This window comes from Arthrobacter sp. CAN_A214, from assembly GCF_015751955.1.
Taxonomy (GTDB): Bacteria; Actinomycetota; Actinomycetes; order Actinomycetales; family Micrococcaceae; genus Arthrobacter_D.
Genome location: NZ_JADOUU010000037.1, coordinates 1 through 16,223, shown reverse-complemented (window position 1 = coordinate 16,223; position 16,223 = coordinate 1). Strand labels below are relative to the sequence as shown.

The window sequence follows — 16,223 nt, the reverse complement described above, 5'->3', positions numbered from 1 at the left end:
CTGAACGCGTTCGCGATTACCTTCGCGGGCCGGTTCGAGAAAACCAACCACTAATGAAAACGCCGGACCCCACACACCGTTTATCGGACAGTCCCTCGCGAGAAACGGATGGTCTAACCGTTTCAGGTGGGGGGGATTGGCTCGCTCCACTGCTTTCGGAGCGATCGGTGGAGGAACTCGTTGGGGCGCTGGCGCTGGCGCTGGAAGAGTCTTGTTCAACAATTCACGAGTTGGAGTCGGATCCGCGTGGTTCGGACGTAAGTTTGTGAGCGGCGTGCAAGGCCGCTTCAATCAGGGGCCGATCCGCACGGGCTGGGGTTACGTTGGCACAAAGCAAGCCGGTCGTCACGTATTTCGTACAACTTGGTCCACGCCGAGCACACGCACTCGATCGAGGCATATTGACTGGGCATGGGGAGCGAAGAGGAGGTACTGACATCACGTCACGATCAAACCGAAAGGATATTTCCTTAAAGCGCCTTGCAGAAATGATGACTTTCAATCTTTCGCTTTTGAGGATTCATTCAGAAATTGAAGAATGTTCAGGTGCGTATGGTGCTGATCTCTATATTTCAATTGTCATACAAAGGGTGCCAGAGATTCGCATTGACATAATTGACGAGTACCTTGCTTTCCTGACATTTACCCTCGGAAAAGTACGCGCAGGTAAACAATACGAATTTGCCCATGTAGATTTTGCAACTCTTGAGGACGAATTGCGAAGCGTGGCGAAGGATGGCTATCTGGCTTGCTCAGCCAGCCAGCCATCTTCGCAAGGCAATCAAAAGATCGGACGCAGGTGGGTAACATTGTTATCCGGCGACGAGAAGGTGGTCCTGAAGCGCTGGTAGCCTCAAGACTATTTGCCGATAATTGATATTATGTAAGGTAGTAAAGAGGTTGTTCGCATTTTCTGCGAATACGTCCACTCTTGATAACCGTGGTGAACCAGCGCGCCCAGACTCCGTGACCGACGCACCGTGTCGGGCATTCGTCGCTACGAGTAATTGTGCGGACGACGTCTGAGGTGTACCTCAACGAGCGCCATGGCCCGCAGTGCTCCGCTGTGTGATGCAGTAGCTATCGCCGGCAGGAGATTTCATCCCTGCCCTACGTCCCTCAAAGCCTGATTCCGTTGACCAGTTGACCCTCTCTGCAATAGAATTAGGTGACCAGTTGACCCGCCACGAGAGGTAGTCATGCAGGCAAGTGCAGCCAGCGGAGAGCCAGACCCGATCGGGCATGCCCCAAACGTCGACGCCCCCCAGAAGCGCATGATCGACAGTCTCCTCACAGCGCTCCGCGCCGAGATCGAACATGACCCCAAGGTGAGCCTGCTCAGCAGCCGCGTCAGCGTCGACTCGCTCGCCAAGAAAATGGCCGCGACCCTGCCACGGACCCAGGAGAGCAACGCCATGGCCGAAAAGGTCGGCCCGTTCTACGAGCCCAGCGGCCTGATGGCGTGGCTCGACATCACTAAGCAGGGGTTAGGACGCCGCCGCGAGTCTGACACGATCATCGGCTGTAAGACGCAGGAGGGCTACTTCGTCTACCCCGTTTGGCAGTTTCAAGACGACGGTACCCTCATCCCCGGACTCCGCGAGGTCCTAAAGGTCCTGGCGACAGGCATTAAGGACGGCTGGACGTGGGCGCTCTGGCTCACCAGTGAGGTCCCCGGCCAGCTCGATGGGAAGTCTGCCGTGCAGTGGCTAACCGAAGGCCGTGACCCGCAAGCCGTCCTCAACATCGCGCGCGGCGACGCGACGGCATGGGCCGCATGACGGCTGCCATTAGGAAGCCATCCCGGTCCTTGACAGGGTTCCCCGCCGTCGAAATCGAGGACACGCTTCCGCTGTATCGGGCCACAATTAAGGGCTACGGTCCGTGGTGGTTCGGCTTCGACCTCAACCAGCGCTTCGACATCCCCAAGCCGAAGGGCACCTGCTACCTGGCAACGACCGTCGAGACAGCCTTCCGCGAAAAGGCGCGGGAAACGCTCTTGCACACGGGGATGGTGTCCCCGGCGTTCGTCGACAAGATGGAGTTCTACGAGCTGCGGCTGCCCGCCACTATCCAGGCAGCTGACACCACGAGCGAGAAGGCCGTGACGTTCGGGGCGAACCGCGAGCTGGCGACAGTGGCCCCGCCCTACGAGGTTCCCTGCGCGTGGGCTGCTGCACTCGCGGGTGAGGGGTATGGAGGCGTGGCCTACACGTCGAGGTTCACCTCGGGTGTGCAGTGGAACGCGCTGGCGCTGTTCGGTGACGCAGAGGAAGCCAAGTGGGGACACGTGAACAAGTGGTCCGGGCGTATAGGGCTGGTCGACGCGAGCCTGCGGCACTTGATTCAGGACCACCCGCCCATGAGCGCGGTGCCCCTCGCGGTTGCGCCGCCGCCGCTAAAGAAGAAATGAACGCCTGAGGGGTGGGGAGCCTAGTGCTTCCCCACCCCTGTCGCTGTTCGAGGTCGGCATGGAGCGGGGATGGAGTCGGTCGGCCTGCGAGCAGCGCACGATTGGGTCCGTCAGGCGGAGCCGAGCTCGAGCGCGGTAGCGATCGCTTCAGGTAATGGCGACGCTTCCTGCGATCCACCGAGAAAGTCCTGCGCGTCAGGACCGATAACCCACTTACCCAGTTGCGGTTCAGGAAGGGGGCGGAGCCCTCTCCTATCCGGTGCTCTCCGAGCTGATCTGGCCGAAGGCTGCGGCATGTTCGCCCGCGGCCGGCAGGGGGCCCGTTGTACGTTGCTGCATTGATATAGCAGCGCGTCGCTTTAGTCTGGATCCTGTCATGGGAATCAAGTTTGCGAACGCCACCAGTGAGTCGATCTATCCGCTCCCGCCACACCGAGACGAAGCGGAAAACTGACGGGCGAGGGGCGAGCATAGAAAGGGGGCGACCATGTGGTCGCCCCCTTTCTGCATTTGGCTCCGCACCAGGATTTAGCCCAGGCCGAAGTCCCTTTCCTTCACGCGCTTTGGTTCAGGCGCGTCCCGACGACGGGACGGGCGATGCTTGGCCCTCACCGCCGCTGAGGGCGGTGTGCCGTTGCTAAGGTCGGCTGTCAGCACTGCAGCTACACCTTCTCTGCCGACCTCTGTCGTTCCAACCCGCTCCATTAGATAGTCCGCGAGCTTCGCTCTGCGGTCACCTGAGTCCCAGAGCTCCTCAGCGCTGGCAGCTGCGTTCTGCGTGTCGACGTCGTTCTGCAAATCCCCGGTGACGACCGCCGCTGACTGCCGTTCAGCCTCTGCATGGTCGCGCTGCGCGTCCCGGTCCGTTCTGGTCCGCTCCCCATCGGTTGTGCCGGTATCTGCGGTGATCCCGCGAGACGTGAGCCCGTGCTCTTCGAGGTAGTCCTCGGGTGTCAGGTCGTATCGCGTCTTGATCTCGTCGTGCATGTGTTCGCGGGACAGGCGAGCCATGTCATCGAACGGTTCCCATTGCTGCGCCAGGACGTACTGCGAGGCAATGTCCTCAGGCTTCGCTGATTCCCAGAACTGTGGTTGATAGACGGCTCCGAGCTGCGTGCGCATCACGGCGCGTTCGGCTTCAAAGCGTTCCTCGAGCTGGCGTCGCTGCGCTTCCTGCGCCCGCAGCATCTGCTCGTTGCGCTCGGCTCGTTGACGGGCGAGCATTTCACCGAGGCGACCGGCGACAGCCAACGCGGACTGCAGTTGAGGCCTGAAAAGGCCCTCGGCTCCATCAGGTGTGTCGAGGTTCATCTGCTATCTCCCTATCCCTTGGTCCGGCATATGCAGCTCTGTCTCGTAGTCCTCAGCACCCCGCGAGGTGCGCCGCGGTGTCCTCTGCGGCCGCTTGGCTTCCGTAAGTCCCGGCACCGGCTTACGCTCCACGCCAACAGCGGTCTCCGGTGCCGTCTCTGCTGCTGGGAGCCGTGGCTCGGGAACATCTGGAAGCGGTGCTCCCACGATGCTCAGGTGCTCTATCACCGTCTCGTTGAGCAGGCGCGCTTCGCGGAGCTCGTTGTTGCTGGCCTGCATGTCGTGGAGCGCACGGATCGTGCGCAGCATCTGCTGCATGATGAGCGTCTGCGCCACCGGTGAGGGCGCAGTGGCGGCCGCGAGGAGGAATGATGTGGTGCCGGCCATCCGCAGTCCTGGCTTCACCGGCTCACTGATGGTGACACCTGACCGGTGGGCGGAACGCGCAAGAACGCGCGAGGCATGCGCGAGGGGCCCCGGGTCGGCTTCTGTGGCCTTCGACCACGCACCGAGGACACCGGAGGTCTCCCTTGCGACGTGCGCCCACGTCTGATGATCATCCAGCGCGACCGACGACATGACGCGGCGCGCCTTCGCCATGTCAAGTGCGAGCTTCCTGGCCTCGACTTCATCGACGGCCAACTCTCCCACCATCGCCGCACGAGTGCCACGCCTCATGTCCGGTGCTTGTCTGTGCACGATCCTCTGCTGACGCTTAGCTGCCCACCACTCCTCAGCAGCCTCCTGGGATGCTTCGGGGGTGTCAGCCCACGCGGTACGCAGCGCTGGGAGAGTGAGGTCTTTGGCGAGCTTTCCACCACCGAACCACACCGGGTCCATGCCCTTGGGCGGTCGCTCCGCCACGGAATAACCTGTGACGACCGAGCGGCCGCCGTCCGCGAAACGAGCACTGACCAGCAGATCCTCGCGGCGTAGCCGGCGCACGAACTCAGCCTCGGTCTCGGAGGCGACCGCACTGGATCGGACGGTCCGCTCGAGCCGGTGACGTGCCGGTTCCTTCGTGCTTCCGACCTGGCGATCGCTACGTTGCTCGGCGGGCTTCAATCCCCGCTCGGAGTGCTGGCCGAGCTCGATAAGACCGAACTGCTTCTCAAGGCCACGGGCTGCTGTCTGCGCCTTGGGGAAGTCCGACCAGTCACTCCACTTCGTGCCGTCTTCGCGGACGCCGGAGGCGACGATGTGGATGTGATCATTGCCCGCGATGCTCGTGCCGTGGTGCACAGCAACCCACTGACAGGGCGCCTTACCCCCAGCGTCGGTGAATCCCATGTCGTCCATGAACTTCTCGGCCATGTCCGCCCATTCGCGGTCACTCACCGGACGCTCGTCGTCGCGCAGTGACAGCGAGCAGTGCCAGACATGATTGTCCATCTTCACGTCATTGATGCGCTTGTTCAGGTCGATCTCGTCCGCGACGAGGACGGCGGACTGGTCATTGAGCTGGGCATCATCAAACCAGGACATGATGACCGGGCTGCCCGCTACCAGATGCGGGTCGGTGTGCTCATTTCGCTTCCCCGGTCCGACGAGATATTTCATCAGACCGACGGTGCGGGAGCCCTTGGTGATGTTCGGAATCACGGTTTCAACTCGTACATCTTCGCTTCGATTTGGCGCATGAGCTGGCGTGCTTCCTGCACGGCAGCCAGGGCGTTGTCCTTGACCTCACCGGTGGCGTTCGCGTGGTGTGCCAGCTGGTTCACGTTGTTCGCGGCCGTACCGACCAGCCGGCGAATGGTCAGCAGGGTCACAAGCTCCTGCTTCCGAACGGTCAGCACTGCCGGATCCCCTGAACCAAGGGCTGCATCCACGAGAATCGCGGACGGCGACAGACCGGTCTGAGCTTCCAGCTGCAGCAGCTGGGCACGCTCCATCTCGGACATCGACACCCGCACGTACACGGTCTTTCCTTCGATGCGCTTGCGCCGGGAAGACCACACATGCCGCTTGGTGGCACTAGGAGGACGCGCAGCGGGCTCCTGCTCGTGGTTCTCAGTCCCCTGCTCAGCCACCGCTCGTCCTCCTGTTCTTGATCTTCAGGCCCAGCGCAGCGCCCCTCCAACGCAAGGCCCCACACCCCCAGTGTGTCACCGCCCAGCCACAGGCGCCAGCGGCGAGTCGCGTTTATGGCACATAAACACATAGCTTGCTCCGCAGGTGGTTGGGAAAGCTCTTGCGGAGCGGTCTGTGCCGGGCGGGGTGTTCATGCTTTCGGAAGACGCTTTGCGTCGGGATTGGTCCTCACGGCTGCGCCGTTCCGTTTCGGCTGATGAATGTACTGTCCGCCCTTCTCTTGGCAAGGCTCCGAGGACGGCTTTCGCGGCATATCCTCGCTCCGCTCCGGTATTCCACGGTCCGCCCTCTCCACCTTGCCAATTCACTTCGCGTCCAAGTGATGACGGCATTGCCGAAAGGAACGGGGGCAGAGATGAAAGCAGGACTCCAGGTGGGCGCGATACTTGCACCGAGGGACGTGGCTGCGCTCTACGGCGTGACCACGACAGAGCTGGCGAGGTGGCGTCGCACAGGCGACGGCCCCTCGTTCTACGTGCTCGGACGGAACACAATCAGGTACGACTCTGACGACGTCACCGACTGGTTCAACGACCCGGACAACGCCTACCTCCACGACTACCCCGCCGGCCACTGAACGACGGTGCGTATTCCTTTCGTCGGACACCCGGATTAAGGTGAGTGCATGACTACTATCGACCTCGAAACCACCAAGAACCAGGCACGCAAACTCCTCGACTCACGCATCGAATCCGTCACCGATCTGACCCTCGCGCGGAAGCGTGTGGAAGAACTGCGCGAGGAACTTGCCGAAGCTGAGCGCGAGGACAAGAAGGCATATGTCCGGGCAACCAAGGACGGCTGGAGCGAGGACGAACTGAAGAAGCTCGGCCTGGAGTCCGGCGGAGTAGCCAAACGACGGGCGCGACGCACCTCGACCGACTCCAGCGTTGCGGAAGTATCTGCCGGCACCGGTACCGAGTGACTCTTAAGTGACAGCAAAGGGAAGGCTCCTACCTCAGGTAGGAGCCTTCCCTTTGTCTTCGAACGGTTTTCTAGAGTTCCATTCCCTGATCCTTATCGCGGTCCGGATCGACGTCCGGAGCGTGATCGTCTGGACGGGTCTGACCGGTCTGCTCTGGTGGTTTACCAGGCGATGGTGGGTTCGGGAAGCTCGCTCGCATGTGTCTCTTCAACTCATCCAACTCGGGGGTGAGCGAGGTCTGCGTAGCGTCTTCACCTCGCATCTCGCGGCCTATCCGCTCGACATCCCACCTCGCCTGTTCGAGGGCCTCGGTGTACTTGAATGGTTGGTTCAGAGCGTTCGCTGCGTCCCGGTATTCCTGGCGCGCTTCCTCCAGTTGACGCTCACGCTTCACCACCTCATCAGGTAGCCGCGTCACCTGATTCTCGAGGCGCTGAATCACTCCGACAGTCGGGAACAGCGCATCATTTCGTTTGAGCTCCACGGCCACGCCAGGTGCGCCCTCGATCTGCAACTCGACCTTGGACGCACCCATCTCGACCATGTTCGCTTGGCCCTGCACGAACCTGATGTCGTGACCGCCGATGGAGGCCATCACACCAAGGTCCTTCGACCCCTGGATAGGGGGTCGTCCTGCTGCGTTCCTGTCCGCCCACGTGCGCAGCGCGTCCACAGCGTCGGTGCGCTTGTCGACGGTCCTACCGTTGATGGTCATGCGGAAGGCATCACCTCCGACGTCGGGCGTTGTGCGTGCAGCTGCTTCCTTCAGAGCGGGCAGTTCCGTGGCGAGTGCTTTGCCACGGATGATGGCGCTGTCCTTGCGCCGGCTGAGCGCTGCCTGGTTGCGGTGCCAGCCGCGCTCAAGGCGCTGCAGGCGGGTCAGTTCCTGATCGGCTTTGGACTTCTCCAGGATGAGCGGGTTACCGCTGGAGATGGCTTTGACCTCCGCGAAAGACAAGGTGTTATCTCCTACGTCCTCGATCTCGCGGACGTCGAATCGACCACGCATGATCTGGTCGATGAACTTGCTCTTACGCTCCAGCGTCTGCCACATGAAAGTGTCGAACGACCCCTTGGTCACCACCTGCGAGATGCCGACCTCAGGGTTCTGATTACCTTGCCGGATGATGCGGCCGTGACGTTGGGAAACGTCAGCCGGCCGCCATGGTGCGTCGAGGTCGACCAGGTGCACGGCGCGGGCCTGCATGTTCGTACCCGTACCCATCTTCTGTGTCGATCCGACCAGCACGGCGACATCCCCGGTCCGGCAGGCCTCGAAGAGCCGGCCCTTCTCGGCGTCGTTCTTCGCCTCGTGCGCGAAGCGCACCTTGTGCGCGGGCACGCCTCGCTGCACCAGGTCCTCGCGGAGCTGCTCATACACGTTCCACTTGTCCGAGGGCGTGCCAAGGTCGCAGAAAACGATCTGTAGAGCGCCAGGCGTCGGGTGCGGGTCTCCCGTTTCCGGGTCCGCGTAGACGCGGTCCTTGTTCTCCTCGTACACGGTCGCCAAGAGGTCCGCGGTGGCACTGATCTTCGTGGCCCCGACCATGGCGTCGAGTTCCGGATCAACCAAGCGCATGTCGAGGGCGGCTTTTCGTCCGTCGCTGGAAATCTTCAGCATGTTGTCCTCAGTCGGATCCACCAGACGTGCCTGGATCTTCTCGGCGCGATCTGCAATGTCCGCGATGTACGCCTCGAGCTCGATGGACGGCTCGACGGCGACCATCCGGGGAAGGCGCCTGCCGTCCTCGCGTTCCTCGATGTCAGGGACGGGCAGCTGCAGGTCCTCGGCGGTCTTCACGTCCGCGAAGGTGTGGAACATCTTCAGCAGCTCGGGCACGTTCTGGAACTTCGAGAACCGTTCCTTCATCTTGAAGCTGTCGCCGCCGGCGACGGTCATCTCCATCTCGGTCACGACCTGGCCGAAGGTCGCAGCCCACGTGTCGAAGTCGTTGATACCGGCCTTCTCGAGCAGGTCCGGGCGGAGGTAGCGCTGCATCACGTACATCTCGGTGACGCTGTTGGCGATCGGCGTCGCCGTCGCACCGGTGATCACCCGGTCACCGTGCACGCTGCGCAGGTACTCGACCTTCGCGTGAAGGTCTGATGCACGCTTGGACCCGTCAATTGCCGCGTCCTGGATGTTCGAGGCGGTCGAGAGGTTCTTGAAGTCGTGGAGCTCGTCCACGACCAGATAGTCGATGCCTGTCTGCTCGAAGGTGATGCCTGGGTCGGCAGGGGTTTCGCGGAGTCGTTTGATCTTCTCCTCATCGGCCTGCAGGCGCGACTCCAGCTTCTTGACGCTAATCGCCTTATTGCCGCTTTCGAGTGCCCGTTCCTTCGCGGCTAGGATTTCCTGACGCTTCCGGTCTACCTCGCGAGTGAGGTATTCGGCCTCGGATTCCGCGGAGAGCGGGATGCGTTCTAACGCGGTGCGCGTCATGATGACTGCGTCCCAGTCGTTCGCGGCCGCGCGGGCGACGAACTGTCGGCGCTTGTCGCCGGCAAGGTCAGCGGACGAGGCGGCGAGGATCTGTGCCTGAGGATAGATCTGCAACCACTCACGGGCGAACTGATCGAGCATGTGATTCGGCACGACGATCGCGGGTTTGCGGGCCATGCCCAAGCGGCGCAGCTCCATCGACCCCATAACCATCTCGGCGGTCTTACCCGCCCCGACCTCGTGGAAGAGTCCCACCGACGGCTCGGAAATCATGCGCGCCACGGCGGCCAGCTGGTGTGGTCGGGGCTTCCAGTCCTTGATGAGCCCGGGCAGGGTGAGGCGTTCACCTTCCACGGTGTAGTCGCGCAGCACAAGCGAGTTGAAACGTCGGTTGTACTCGTCCGTAAGGGCTATAGCGCGGTCGGCGTCCTCCCACACCCACTCCCCGAAACGGTCCTGCATCAACTGAGCCTTCTCCTGCGCCGATGCTGTCTCCACAGGGTTAAGGATGCGCCGCTGGCTCTCCGGGTCAGGGTCTGGGTCGGTGACCTGGACGCGCTTTTGCTCGAGCAGGCACTTGAAGATTTCGCCCGCCGGCATCCGCTCGGTGCCCCAGTCATTGCGGGCGAGAAAGCTGTGCCTGTTCGCCTGGACGTCCCAGTTCGCGCCGGTCACCCGGTCTACGCGTGCCTGCCGGTCCCGTGTGATGGTCTGCAGGAACTCCTGGTGGATGTCGGCCGAGATCCAGATGGAACCGATACGGGCTTCGATTTCATCCGCACCCAACGGCAGCGGTATGGCCGCTTTCAGGTCCTCGACGTTGCGGAGGAATCGCTCGTCATCGGCCGCGGCGCCGGTGGCGACGTCGAGTTTCTCCCGAATGTTGCCGCTGAGGTACTCGGCTCGCGTTTCCATGACACCGGGTTCACCCGGAATGTCGTACACCAGCTCCCCTAGTGCATCCCTGGCGGCTGCTGGGTCGACGCCGAGCAGACTGGCTATCTCGGTGAGGTCAACTTCGCCTCGGGCGTCCAAGGTGACCGCAAGGGCCTCAGCCGGGGTGTCGACTCCTCGGATGGGTTGGCGTGGCTGGACTTGGCGGCCGCGCTGCAGTGCAGCCGGAGTCGTCGTTTGGCTGGCTTCGTCGAACCGCTCCAGGGCCGGGACGATCGGCCCGAAGGGGTCGCTGCGCAGCAACGCCACCGCCTTCGGTGTCACCCTGGCCATGATGTCCTCACCGGCATCGTTGACCTTCCCGGTACGGCGCTCGGTAAACCGGTTGATCGGGCCGAAGGAATCCACGTAGGTGCTGTAGGAGCTCCGCAGGTTGGCGCGTTCGGCTTCGAGCTCCGGGGTGTCTTCCACGTTGCTCGCCTCGAGCGTGAGCACGGAGCGGGCAAGGTCGCGGAGCCGTAGCAGGGCCCGCAGTTCCCGTGCCTGGGTCGCGGGGACCTTCAACGGGGCGATTGATCCGTCGATGTCGACCTGCCGGAAGGTGCCGTCCGGATCTGACATGATGTGACCGACCTGGAGCTGCTTTCCTGCAGGGACGATGGCCACGGACTCGATGGTCTGCCCGGCCTGACGCTCTGCCACTCCCCTGCCGGCGTCGACGGCCGTGAAGGAAAGGTCCTGCAGCTGGTTGTGCAGTTGCTCCGGTACGGAGCGCAGATCCTCGTTGCGTACGGTGAGCGTCGCTGATCCGTACATGCCGTTGCCCACGACGGGCTCACCCAGTACGCGCTGTGGGTTGTCGATGAAGTAGGCGTTCATCCGGGCCACGTCCGGGCCGGCATCTTGCACAGCATCTCGCGCGGCGTCCGGTTCCCTGTCCTCCCCTGCGGACAGGACACGCGATTCGAGCCACTGTGGGCTGAGCGGGTCCTCGCCCGGGAGGCGTTTGCGGAAGATCAGGACGTCTGTGAGGGCGTCGGTGCCGGCGGCGCGGCGGTGGGCACCTGTCGGCAGGCGGACGGCGCCGAGAAGGTCGGCTGTCTCGTAGATTTCGCGGCGGGCAGCCGGGTTCTGCGCGTCCATGGTGAAGGCGGAGGAGATGACACCGACGACACCACCGGGCCGGGTGAGGTCGAGGGACTTGATGATGAAGTGGTTGTGCATCGAGTGGTTGCCGGCGTTGTGTCGTGGGTCGTGCAGCCTGGTCTTGGCGAACGGGACGTTGCCGACCGCGGCGTCGAAGTAACCGGTAGGCAGGCGCGTGTCAGCGAACGACTCTGCGCGGATGTCAGCGTCCGGGTAGAGGGCTTGGGAGATGCCTGCGGTGATCGGGTCCAGCTCCACACCAGTCATGGTCGCGGTGTCCGGCGCGAGGCCGATGAAGGTGCCGGCACCTGATCCAGGTTCGAGCACGCGGCCGCCATCGAAACCAAGCGTGTTGAGGGTCTGCCAGAGTTCCGTGGCGAGGGCTGGGTCGGTGTAGTGGGCGTTGATGACGGTCCGGTTCGCGGCTCGGTACTCGCTCTCGCTCAGCAGCTCGCGCAGCTCGGTACGGTCAGCTTCGTACTCACCTCGGGTCTCATCGAACACCTCAGCAACACCTGTGGCACCCCAGCTCCCCCACCGTGCCAGCACGGCACGCTCCTGTGCGGTGGCTGCCCGGTCCTGGTCCTGCAGCTCGCGCAGGACGCGCAACGCAGCAACGTTGGCCTGGAAGCGGGCTCGGGCACCGGACGGGGCTAGATCATCCTGCCGCGCAGGAATGAAGCGACCCTCGGGTGCGGCTGGTACTACGGGCGCTGGCTGTTCTGGTCCATCTCCTCGGCCCTCAGCGTCTCCAAGTCCTCCTGATACCCGTGGTTGAACGACTGCAGTATCTCGTGCATCAACCTGGTCGACTCCGGCAGGTCCTCGTCCGAGTCGTCGCCCTCCGTCTCCATCACGTCCGGCGTCAACATCTCCGCCCTCACGATTTCCTCGGCCTGCATCCTCGAGGCGTTCAGCCGGCCCACTTTCTCCAGATACGTCTCGTCCTCCGGGTCCGGTCCCGCGATCTGGTACTGCAGCTCCCCTACCTGGTTCATCGCTTCCTCGCCCAGCTTCCGGAACCACTCGTCCGGGTCCGGGATCAGGGCGTACTGCGACGGGGCCGTCATCTTCCAGGTCTCCTGCGCGAATTTGCCGTACTTGTTCATCGAGAACCTCCTCTGGTGGTGCGAAAAGAAATGCGTCTAGGTCGAGAGTTACTTGTCCATCAATGTGGTTGCGCTTGCGCGATCGTGCCATCTTCGGGCCCCCTGGTGCCGGTGGGAATACTTCTCCCACCGTACCGAGCGCCCTGCGCTACTCGACGGAAACGTCACTTTGGTACGCCATGGCTCATTTGCAACCACTCTGACCCTCTCTGTAGCCAGCGCCCGCGAGCCCGTCGGTACGCAGTGCGCGAATAATCGTGGAGCGGTGGACCTTGAACCTCTTCGCAATGGCTTCGACGGTCAGCTTCTCCTGCTCCCTCAGACGTCGGGCTTCCACGACATCGTGGGGTTGGAGGCGCGGCGGGCGGCCGCCCTTCCCTGTAGCGACGGCGAGGCCGGCCTTCGTCCGTTCCCGGATCAGCTCGCGTTCCATTTCCGCGACGCTGGCGATGATGTTGAACATCAGCCGGCCCGAGGCCGTGGTGGTGTCGATGCCCTCATCAAGGGACCGGAACATGATGCCTCGCTCGTGCAGCGAGTCCAGTAGTTCTACGAGCCCTCGCACTGTCCGGCCCAACCTGTCGAGCTTGGTCACCACGAGGGTATTGCCTGGTTGCAGTGCGCGGAGACACTGCTCCAGCTTGGGGCGGGTCATTGTCGCCCCTGACTTCCCGTGGTCCGCGTAGACGTCGTAGCAACCAGCGTCGACCAGCTGACGGGTCTGCGCCTCGAGGTTCTGGTCCAGGGTCGACACGCGGGCGTATCCGATTAGGACGCCCTCAGGCACCAAACGTGGCTCCTCTACGCCGTCGAGGCGTTCCGGTCGATCCATGTGTCCTCCCCCAGTCCGGAGGGTCGCAAAATCCGTATCACCCTCGCGTTATGACAGTACACGTTTCGCACTTGGTTAGAGAGCAGAAAACCAGGGGAGTTCGAGTGGTGCACTGTCTGTCATTTTTCGAAGTCGTTTGCACGGAATGTCCGAACTCGTCTGCACTCAGCCCCTAACGCGGGTGCCGACGACGCGGCCGCGTCGTCCGCCGTTACGTGGCCGACGAAGACCAAAGCGGCCAACGAGGCGATGATAGCTGTTTGACGTCCCGCCTGATCCCGTGCCGCATCGGACATAGCCAAGAGACCACGCTCAACGATCAGCAATTCATCGTTAGCCGGGCCAGTCACCCATGGTGCAGAATCTCCGGAGCCATAGTTAACGGTAGTGCAGACGACTTCGACACAAAATACCTGTTGTGCAGACGGGTTCGAACACCCATCTGTTCACACCCGTCTGCACTACCCCCGTACTTCCGCGGAAGCCCGTGCAAACGACTTCGAAAAACGACAGTTGTCGTTTTTCGAAGTCGTTTGCACGGGATGTCCAAAGTCGTCTGCACGCTGACCTCTTTCCATGCAGCGGATGATGCCGGCTGTGAAGTAGCGGGCTGATTGCGATGGGCGGTGCTGCGTGCTTGTAGGCAGGGTTCCGCTCTATGATCGAATTGGAACCATCCCTTTGAAACCATCCATGTAGATGGTTTCAACGAATTGGTCAGTGAGAAGTTGTCACCGAAAGCGAAGGCGGGTTGGAGGACATCGTGAGCCAAGGAGGCGCGCTGCGTTTTTTCCGCGCGTTTCTCGTCACGGCTCTCGTTCTGGCGCTGGCTTCCGGAGCCCACGTTATCGGCGGAGAACATCTACCCGCCCCGGCCATTTTTATTCTGCTGGCCATCCTGCTGCTGGTGCCGGTAACCGCCCTTGCGGGGCGTGAACTTTCACTCAAAACACTCCTAATGATTCTAGGCGGCGGGCAGGTTCTTCTGCACGGCGCTTTCTCGGCGTTCGCCGGCGGTGCGATCTGCCAGTCGGCGACGACTGCGCGTCCGGCCCATCACGGTCCCGCGGCCGGCATTGAGTGTCTTTCACCGGAGGCATCGGCAGCCTTGCTTGCGAGCCACGGTACTTCGATTCTGATGCTCACCGGCCATGCGTTGGCGGTCCTGGCCATGGCCTGGGTCCTGCGGAAGGGCGAAGAAGCTCTCTGGCAGCTGCTGGCCTGGCTGCGGACCCTCATCCGGGCGCTACAACTCGCGCCGATTGTTCCTGATTGCCGGATACCCGCCGTCGCGGATGTTCTTGTGCCGCCTGCGCCGTGGCGCAATCTGCGGCTCGATGCTGTGCGTGGTCCGCCCGCACGGCTGGTTTTCCCGTGACGATGCCCGTCTAATTTGTTTGTTCGTTGGATGGGACCACGGGATACGTCAACTCTTGTTTGATTCATCCTCCCCCATTCCGTGCTGGCTGCTGCCTTCTCTTCAATCGCGCAGCGCCGCACACCGCGAAAGGCACAACACACATCATGAAAACCACTTCCGCACGCCCACTCAAAGCCGCAGCAGCAACAACTCTCACCGCGGGCCTGATGCTCATCGGACTCGGCGCCGCATCGGCACACGTCTCTGTTACTCCGGAGTCCACCACCGGCGGCAGTTACTCCCGGCTGACGTTCAACGTTCCCAGCGAATCCGAAACAGCCAAAACGAACAAGCTCGAAGTTCAACTGCCCACTGACACGCCGTTCAGCTCAGTTAGGGCCAAGCCTGTTGAGGGGTGGACCGCTGAAGTCATCCGCGGTGAACTTCCCGAACCGGTCACCGTTGACGGGGCGACCATCACCGAAGCACCTTTGTCCGTGGTGTGGACCGCCAATGATGAGGCCCACCAGATCACCTCGGATCAGTACCAAACGTTTTCCATCTCGGTGGGCAAGCTTCCAGAGGCAGGCACAACGGTCATGCTCCCGGCCGCCCAGTCCTACACCGATGGCAGCGTCAGGAACTGGGAAGAGCCTGCGGTGGAAGGCGAGGAAGAGCCCGAGAGCCCGGCCCCGTCCTTTATCACCACCTCCGAGGACACAACCGAGGCAGACCCGGCTGCCGCCGAGGCGGAAACCGCTTCCGGTACGGACCAGGACACGACGGCATCAGACACCGAGACCGCATCCGCCACGACAGATGACACCAGCGCCATCACCTTGGGGACGCTCGGGCTAGTGGCCGGGGTGCTGGGTCTTGGCGCCGGTGTTTTCGCTCTCCTGCGGACCCGCAAACTACGCAACAGCTAACCATATTCTTCTGGCCGGGGTTTCACCGACGTGCGACGGCAGGAACCCCGGCCAGAACCTTCAGGAAAAGATCATCATGACCCCCCGTACCCACCATAAGAACCCGTTCCTTTCGTTTGCTGCACTGCTGGCCGCAGTCCTTTTTTCCATCCTGGTCTTCGCCGCCCCGGCTGCGGCCCACGATGAACTAAGCCTCAGCTCCCCCACGGAGGGAGCAACAGTCCAAACCCTGCCCGAGGCAATCGAGCTGACCTTCACCAATGCCCCGGCCGCCATCGGATCCGAGGTGATCATCACCGATCCTTCCGGCACAGACTGGGCCGACGGTGCAGTGAGCATCACCAATAACGTGGCGACCCAGCCCACCCGGCCAGGCGCGCCCGCAGGAACCTACCAAGTGCAGTGGCGTGTCGTTTCCTCCGACAGCCACGCCATCGAGGGCTCCTTCGCATTTACCGTGAACGAAGGTCAGGAAGCTGCCGCACCGAAACCAGGCAGCGAACCAGCGGAAGCATCCACGACTACGGAATCATCCCAGGGCGCGAATGTTCCGCTTCTGATCCTCGCCGGCATTGCCATGACCGCCGTCCTGGCGGGACTTGTCTTGTTCGTCCGCCGACGCCTGACGAACTAACCGCACCGACGCTTTCCGACGCTCACAGTGGGCGGAACGGGACTGTCCGATAAACGGTGTGTGGGGTCCGGCGTTTTCATTAGTGGTTGGTTTTCTCGAACCGGCCCGCGAAGGTAATCGCGAACGCGTTCAG

General features: G+C 62.4%; 14 protein-coding genes. 8 read left to right on the top strand and 6 right to left on the bottom strand.

What is annotated here, in order from left to right; all coding sequences use genetic code 11:
* Positions 1-491: 491 nt before the first annotated feature.
* The 3 genes from IWX65_RS16015 (at position 492) to IWX65_RS16005 (ending at position 2,413) form a co-directional block, all read left to right on the top strand.
* Positions 492-851: a hypothetical protein gene (locus IWX65_RS16015; RefSeq protein WP_196884441.1), complete on the top strand. Its 360-nt coding sequence runs from the start codon at positions 492-494 to the stop codon at positions 849-851.
* A 348-nt stretch (positions 852-1,199) separates the two neighbouring features.
* Positions 1,200-1,781 (top strand): hypothetical protein, encoded by a 582-nt coding sequence (locus tag IWX65_RS16010; protein WP_196884440.1) that lies wholly within the window; start codon positions 1,200-1,202, stop codon positions 1,779-1,781.
* Between the two features lie 29 nt (positions 1,782-1,810).
* The gene (locus IWX65_RS16005) at positions 1,811-2,413 is read left to right on the top strand and encodes an RES family NAD+ phosphorylase (RefSeq protein WP_196884439.1); all 603 of its coding nucleotides are present in this window, start codon (positions 1,811-1,813) and stop codon (positions 2,411-2,413) included.
* A 528-nt stretch (positions 2,414-2,941) separates the two neighbouring features.
* Here the strand turns inward: IWX65_RS16005 and IWX65_RS16000 are convergent.
* From IWX65_RS16000 to mobC, 3 genes are read right to left on the bottom strand one after another with little or no spacing between them, the layout of a single operon-like run.
* The gene (locus IWX65_RS16000) at positions 2,942-3,724 is read right to left on the bottom strand and encodes a hypothetical protein (RefSeq protein WP_334683937.1); all 783 of its coding nucleotides are present in this window, start codon (positions 3,722-3,724) and stop codon (positions 2,942-2,944) included.
* A 3-nt stretch (positions 3,725-3,727) separates the two neighbouring features.
* The gene (locus IWX65_RS15995) at positions 3,728-5,326 is read right to left on the bottom strand and encodes a relaxase/mobilization nuclease domain-containing protein (RefSeq protein WP_196884438.1); all 1,599 of its coding nucleotides are present in this window, start codon (positions 5,324-5,326) and stop codon (positions 3,728-3,730) included.
* Positions 5,323-5,757 carry a plasmid mobilization relaxosome protein MobC gene (gene mobC, locus IWX65_RS15990; RefSeq protein WP_334683936.1) on the bottom strand — a complete coding sequence of 145 codons (435 nt, stop codon included), beginning with the start codon at positions 5,755-5,757 and terminating at the stop codon, positions 5,323-5,325. The genes IWX65_RS15995 and mobC overlap by 4 nt, the downstream gene beginning before the upstream one ends.
* 416 nt (positions 5,758-6,173) lie before the next feature.
* Between mobC and IWX65_RS15985 the strand changes: the two genes are divergently transcribed.
* Both IWX65_RS15985 and IWX65_RS15980 read left to right on the top strand, forming a co-directional pair.
* On the top strand, positions 6,174-6,395 hold the full coding sequence (locus IWX65_RS15985) for a helix-turn-helix transcriptional regulator (RefSeq protein ID WP_196884436.1): 222 nt from the start codon (positions 6,174-6,176) through the stop codon (positions 6,393-6,395).
* A gap of 48 nt (positions 6,396-6,443) precedes the next feature.
* Positions 6,444-6,743 (top strand): hypothetical protein, encoded by a 300-nt coding sequence (locus IWX65_RS15980; RefSeq protein ID WP_196884434.1) that lies wholly within the window; start codon positions 6,444-6,446, stop codon positions 6,741-6,743.
* A 70-nt stretch (positions 6,744-6,813) separates the two neighbouring features.
* Here IWX65_RS15980 and IWX65_RS15975 read toward each other — a convergent pair whose 3' ends face one another.
* The 3 genes from IWX65_RS15975 to IWX65_RS15965 form a co-directional block, all read right to left on the bottom strand.
* Positions 6,814-11,835 (bottom strand): helicase-related protein, encoded by a 5,022-nt coding sequence (locus IWX65_RS15975; protein WP_196884432.1) that lies wholly within the window; start codon positions 11,833-11,835, stop codon positions 6,814-6,816.
* A gap of 95 nt (positions 11,836-11,930) precedes the next feature.
* A complete protein-coding gene (locus tag IWX65_RS15970; RefSeq protein WP_196884430.1) occupies positions 11,931-12,335 on the bottom strand; it encodes a TnpV protein in 405 nt (134 codons plus the stop codon).
* A 184-nt stretch (positions 12,336-12,519) separates the two neighbouring features.
* Positions 12,520-13,167 (bottom strand): recombinase family protein, encoded by a 648-nt coding sequence (locus IWX65_RS15965; RefSeq protein ID WP_196884429.1) that lies wholly within the window; start codon positions 13,165-13,167, stop codon positions 12,520-12,522.
* A 751-nt stretch (positions 13,168-13,918) separates the two neighbouring features.
* Here IWX65_RS15965 and IWX65_RS15960 point away from each other — a divergent pair.
* From IWX65_RS15960 to IWX65_RS15950, 3 genes are all read left to right on the top strand, one after another.
* Entirely contained in the window at positions 13,919-14,545 is a 627-nt protein-coding gene (locus IWX65_RS15960) for a hypothetical protein (protein ID WP_196884427.1), read from the top strand.
* A 146-nt stretch (positions 14,546-14,691) separates the two neighbouring features.
* Positions 14,692-15,456, top strand: a complete 765-nt coding sequence (locus tag IWX65_RS15955; RefSeq protein WP_196884425.1) for a YcnI family copper-binding membrane protein — start codon at positions 14,692-14,694, stop codon at positions 15,454-15,456.
* A 76-nt stretch (positions 15,457-15,532) separates the two neighbouring features.
* Positions 15,533-16,090 (top strand): copper resistance CopC family protein, encoded by a 558-nt coding sequence (locus tag IWX65_RS15950; protein WP_196884423.1) that lies wholly within the window; start codon positions 15,533-15,535, stop codon positions 16,088-16,090.
* The last annotated feature ends 133 nt before the right edge of the window (positions 16,091-16,223 follow it).